This window comes from Burkholderia lata, from assembly GCF_902499025.1.
Lineage (GTDB): Bacteria > Pseudomonadota > Gammaproteobacteria > Burkholderiales > Burkholderiaceae > Burkholderia > Burkholderia lata_C.
The window spans coordinates 1-5,373 of the sequence record NZ_CABVPW010000092.1; the positions used below are offsets into that span (position 1 = coordinate 1).

The 5,373-nt window shown below is 58.0% G+C and carries 2 protein-coding genes and 3 pseudogenes; 3 read left to right on the forward strand and 2 right to left on the reverse strand.

Annotation, left to right across the window (positions count from 1 at the left end; genetic code table 11):
• Positions 1-388: pseudogene (locus tag BDI24065_RS40605) on the forward strand (hypothetical protein); the annotation flags it as partial.
• 454 nt (positions 389-842) lie between these two features.
• Positions 843-1,096 (forward strand): annotated as a pseudogene (locus tag BDI24065_RS40610) (IS3-like element ISBvi3 family transposase); the annotation flags it as partial.
• 101 nt (positions 1,097-1,197) lie between these two features.
• On the opposite strand, the pseudogene BDI24065_RS40615 reads toward BDI24065_RS40610, so the two are convergent.
• Both BDI24065_RS40615 and BDI24065_RS40620 read right to left on the reverse strand, forming a co-directional pair.
• Positions 1,198-2,378: pseudogene (locus tag BDI24065_RS40615) on the reverse strand (trypsin-like serine peptidase).
• Positions 2,379-2,688: 310 nt separating this feature from the next.
• On the reverse strand, positions 2,689-3,288 hold the full coding sequence (locus BDI24065_RS40620) for a fascin domain-containing protein (protein ID WP_175035914.1): 600 nt from the start codon (positions 3,286-3,288) through the stop codon (positions 2,689-2,691).
• Between the two features lie 1,220 nt (positions 3,289-4,508).
• Here BDI24065_RS40620 and BDI24065_RS40625 point away from each other — a divergent pair.
• The gene (locus BDI24065_RS40625; RefSeq protein ID WP_175035915.1) at positions 4,509-4,781 is read left to right on the forward strand and encodes a hypothetical protein; all 273 of its coding nucleotides are present in this window, start codon (positions 4,509-4,511) and stop codon (positions 4,779-4,781) included.
• The last annotated feature ends 592 nt before the right edge of the window (positions 4,782-5,373 follow it).

Sequence of the window (5,373 nt, forward strand, 5' to 3'; positions counted from 1 at the left end):
CAGCGCCTCGATGCCCATGCGCTTCATCAGCGTGCGCACGCGCCGGCGGCCGATCTCGTGTCCCTCGCGACGCAGCATCCGCGCGGTTGTGCTTGCGGGCTTCGTCGACGAAGCCCGCAAGCACGAATTGCGCGTGGAGGTCCTGGTGGCCACCGAACGCGGCATCAACGCCGCGCTCGAGCAGGGCAAGACTTGCGGCGAGCGGGTGCTCGATCCGCAGACGGATGAACTCGTCGCCGCGCTGATCGGGTGGCACGATGATCAGCTGCGCGCGGCGCCGCTGGCGGTGTTCGCCGAGGCGCTCGAGCGGCTTGAGCGGATGCGTGACGGCCGGTCATATGATCGGCCGCCGGCACGCCGTGTTGGAACAGGATCCCGGCTCGGTTGAGCTCTCCTGAATCGGCGCGCCGGAACCGGATGTTGCGAACCACCCGCACCCCTGATATATATACAGTATTCTCAGCGGCAACGGCGGCCGTACGGCGCGGAAAGCAGAATGGACAATCTGATTCGGATCGGCGACGGTCGCAATCGCGACGCCTTGACGCTGACGAGGTACGAGCTCGGCGGCAAGCGCGCGGACCTCGTCCGTGCCCTGCAGAGTCGAGCATGATCGCTGCGCCGCTGCTCGAGCAGCGCGACACAATGGTCGCGCTCGGGTGGACCGTGGTGAGCGGCTACGGGTATTCGCATCGCAGCGGCTGGACGATCGGCGTCTGCCGTGTACGCGACAAGTGGGTCGTCGAGCTGTGGGATGGAACGTCTCTCCATGCCAACGTCGACTCGCCGGTCGCGGCCGCCCGGCTTCATCGGGAGCTCGTCGCCGTGACGGACTTGGACACACCCGGCTCGATATCGAAATCCTCCGAAAAGCAATGGCGCACTTCGCGAAGGGGGCGCGGAGAGGTACGCCTGGATCGATGCACACCGCGACCGGTACAGCATGAGCCGGCTGTCCCTAGTGTTGGCCGTCTCGTGTAGCGGGTATTGCCAGTGGCAGGTTTGCCCGCCCCGCGTCAGGGCGCAGGCCAACGAGTCGCTGGACGCCGAAGTGGCGGTCATCTACCGGGCCAGTCGCGGCAGCTATGGCCGCCCGTGCCCCCGTTGAGAATTGCACCACGCGTGGCGTTGAACCCGCGATGCCTGGCGAGCATGGCGAGCGCAACGCCACACGCGGCGCACTTTCGCATACCACTCTCAACAAGCTGCTGGAGTCCCGCCGCACACGGTATTCACGAGCGTCACTATGTTGCCGCTCGTGAACGGGGACGCACCCTGCTGCTTCACCGTGGTATCCGTATAACCCCAGCTCGTCACACCGACAACGGTATTGTGCGCGGCCGCGTTGCCGAACGCCGTGCCGTTGAGTACCGGCGGCATGCCGAGATTGACGAGCCACGGGCCGCCGCTCGAACCGCCGGTCATTAATGAGCCAATGATCGTGTTGTTCGAGTAGCCGGAGGACACGAAACCTTGTGATCCGTTGCGCTCCATGAACACGCCGCTATCCAGTGCAACGGGGTAGCCGAGCTGGTCGATCTGGGCAAGTCCGGACGGATTGTAGCTGTAGCCGTTCCATCCATAGCCATACCATCCGGCCCGATTGCCTGCGTACGACCCGCCTTGGGGCGCCAGCAGGATCACGGCCATGTCGTCCTGACAGACGACGCCCGCCACGGCGCATGGATCGGTGCCGTCATAGTAGGAGGTCATGACGGTGGCGGACACGGCGCCCCACGTGCCATAGGGCGCGGTGCCGTTGCTGTAAGCCGGAACAAATACCCAGTTCGAGTAGAACTGGCGCTGGCCGAAATTCGCGACGCAATGCGCCGCCGTAACGACGACGCCCGGTTTGATCAGGGACGCCGAGCACAAATAGGTTGCCGAGCCGATGTTGAAAAACAGTTTGCCGGCTGCGCGAAACGGATAGTAATACTGCGTATTGTCGCCGGACGCGTTCGCTTGACTGGTGGTGTATGGCTGATTCGAGGATCCGAATTCCTGTGGCTCGACGCCGCTCTGACTCAGATGCACTGGCGCTACCAGTTGCAAGGGGTTTTGCCTACCATCTCCGGTGCCGCCTCGCGAGTAGCCGGCCACACCGAGGGTTGGATTGGCGTTGAACATCAGGGCATCCAGCATCTTGGGTGGCGCAACATTTGGCTTTGGAAGCGGCATCGGCAGCGCATGCTTGAAATCGATGGCGGCAGCTTGCAGACCACGATCCGGCAACGTGATCTGAGTCACAGCTCCGTGGATGTCGATTTGCTGAGCAGGAGCGCTGGTCGAAACCAGCGCACCAAGCGCGGGAAAGATGAACTTCAGGGTCAAATGGCTCATTTGAATCTCCTGCGAGTTTTGCATGATTTTCCCGAGATTCGAAATTTCTATCGAATTTTAAGGTGCCCCTCAGATTGCATTAAAACAATGCTGGGCGAATCAGGCATTTCGCGAGGTGGCCACGCGGAGTAGTGACCATGGATCGCAATTTGCGATGTCGATCTGTGAGTTTGGTTGGGTGATCGACTGACCCGTTCAACCCAAGCTTACGTATCAATTAAATTTGACTTTGGCCTGCGGGATTTTAACTTTATCTAAGTGATTTATTATTCATATTTTCCCCTTCGTCGATGTGAGACTGCTTCGGTCTTTAGACCATTCCGGATCGCTTCCGGGAAACGAAGCGCGTTAGCGGAACTGTTCCCACGGGCCCACGACAGACGCGCGGGCGCGCAACATCCCATACTGGTCGGCGGGATAGCCTAGCTCTGCGGAGACGAACAAACCATTCGCCTGCGACAGGATCGTCGTGCAGCCAAGGCCGCAGGATCTGAACACGAATTTCTCCCACGGCCCGACGACTGATGCGCGTGCGCGCAACATCCCGTATTGGTTACCCGAGTACCCGAGCTCCGCAGACACGTACAGCCCGTTCGCTTGCGATTGAATTGTCCAGTATCCGTCGCCAGCGTAGTTGCATAGGGTGTATTGCTCCCAGGGGCCAACCGCGGTTGCTCGGGCGCGCAGCATTGCATAATCGCTCCCGGCATACCCCAACTCGGCCGAGACGAGGTGTTGATTGGCGAGCGACGTGATGGATACATTTTGTGTGCATGCAGGACCCACCGCGGGCCGCACGGCGGGCTCCGAAATCACGCTGGACAGACTTCTAACCCCGAGTACCGATACTCCGTCCGCGAGAGCAGGGGCCTGAAGTAACATGATTCCGAAAGCCGAGACTACCGACGCGACGCAATTCAACCAATTTTCCCAACGAAGGATATTCATTTTGACCCTCGGAATTAAATGCCCAATGCCAGATATCTAATTTGGGCGGCGCGAAGTCGAACTTCATTTGCGGTCTCTTGCAAGGCGATCGAGTAGACTTTGATCTTGAACCGGTTTCATGAACATATGAATTTCTTTGCAAACGGATTTGATTGGTATTGGTTGATGGCGGGGCAATTGGGTGTCTTTTGAAAGATAGATTGATTTTAAAAAAAATCCAGAAATTTCGGCTTTATCTGGATGCGGGTGATCTGCAGCGTTAAGGGTGCCAATTGAATGAATTGCTTCACAATTCGGTTCAGCGAATTCCGTGTGGGCAGCGCGCGATCGCTTGAGCGACTTGACGGCGGTGGTGGGACAACGGTACTACGAGGCGGGGTGCCGCGCGTCGCTCGCGCGGCAGCTGATCGCGCATGCCGAGCCGGGCTGGCCTGCTCGCCAGGCCCAACGGGGCATCCGTACCCGCTCCCGGCTGTACAACATTGGCCCGCGTGCTGCATTCCCTGTGCGTGACGTGGTTCAACGCCGCGTTCGGCGTCGGTAGGGGTAATCGTCGCTTTTTGCAGCCGGACAAGCCAAGCTCCCCGCCTGCTGTGACTCGACATCAATTGCGCTAGCTAGACGACGCCGGAATTCGGCCTCCCGCCTGACGTTTGCATACGCGTCGGCGAGACTCTGCAACTTCTCGAATGCTTGATCGTAGGTGCTGCCTGTTGTGCGCCCCGGTCGGGCATCTATATTTGACCGCGCGGTGTCTTCCTACTCGGGAAGTGATGTGAGGTACCGCACGCGTTTTTCCCGACGATGGGCCTCTGTCATGGCCGCACCACCATCGACCATCGAATCAATATTCGTCCGCTGCTATTTAAATATCGAAACAATAAAAATACAAAAACAACCGAGCGCATAGTTCAATCAAATCACATTAAAACATAAAATTATCGAGTTTGGCCGGCGATAAATTAATTCGATTGGCAATCTCAAACTCAAATAAATAGTCTGTGTTGCGCGCCGCAACACCGCGAGCATAAATCGACGATATAGCGGAGGTGCAGTACGAATGATTTTGTTCGTGCTTTTTCGCAATTTTTTCAACATTACCAGGCCGCCGTCGATTTTCAGACTCTTTAGAATCGGCAATCCAGGAAGACAGACATATCGCCCCGGACGTGGCCGCCGTCGTCAAACCGCATTACCTCAATCATTACCAAAGGAAAGACATGAAGAAGATTGCAATCGTGCTTTTTTCAGCACTGATGCTCGCCTCCACGTGCGCGTCAGCCCAGGCGCTTTGCAAGGCCGGCAAGATCGACAAGATCGAGACCGACGCCACCGGCAACCTGCTGGTGACCATTAACGACGGCATCTACTCGTTCGCTGCCAAGGAAGTTTATTCGATTATTTACCAGGCATACTCGGAAAACAGAAATCTTTTTATCTATGGTAATAATTGCGCAAATGGCTCGCCGGCAACCCGCTTTGCCATTCGCTGAATCCCCCCTGAAGCGCTCGACGATTATCAATCCGTGGAGCCCGGAGCTGGATTGACATTCTGAATCCAGCTCCGTCGCGGGCTGCGGTGCCGACACTGCGTAACATGACACCTTCATGCCCGCGATCCGATCAACCACCTGCTCCTCCCATCCCGGTACTAACGAAGCAGCCGTGCTTACCGCTACGCGTCCACCGAAGTGAATCTACGGTCCTCCCCAGTTTTGCAACCCCTGATGCTTGATGTCATGTTGGCTTGCCCAAATCTATCAGGCGTCGTTGTGGGGCTTGCTCCCCGCGCTTAGATGAAGTTCGCGCCCGCGGCTCCTAGTTGGGCGGCTTTGGAAAGCCTCCTTACTTCCCAGGGCGTTCCGCAGGTCGGTGTGCGGTTCACGTCATCAGGTTTCAGTCGTCGAAAAAGCGGAGAAGGTCATTTTCGGTCAGTGCTCGTTCCGGTTGAAGGTTTGGCGAGTTCAGGATCGAAGGCACTATGGCGCGCAACGATGGCCCACGCGCTGAGAGGTGGCCGCGCAAATTCAGACAGCCGGATAAGTGGAGCGGCCGGGGTCTTGAGCCAGCGATAATGCTGGCAAA

What these genes read in the sequence shown, in the direction of transcription:
- BDI24065_RS40620 (WP_175035914.1), bottom strand. Translation starts at nt 3,288, where the DNA reads ATGAATATCCTTCGTTGGGAAAATTGGTTGAATTGCGTCGCGTCGGTA.
- BDI24065_RS40625 (WP_175035915.1), top strand. Translation starts at nt 4,509, where the DNA reads ATGAAGAAGATTGCAATCGTGCTTTTTTCAGCACTGATGCTCGCCTCC.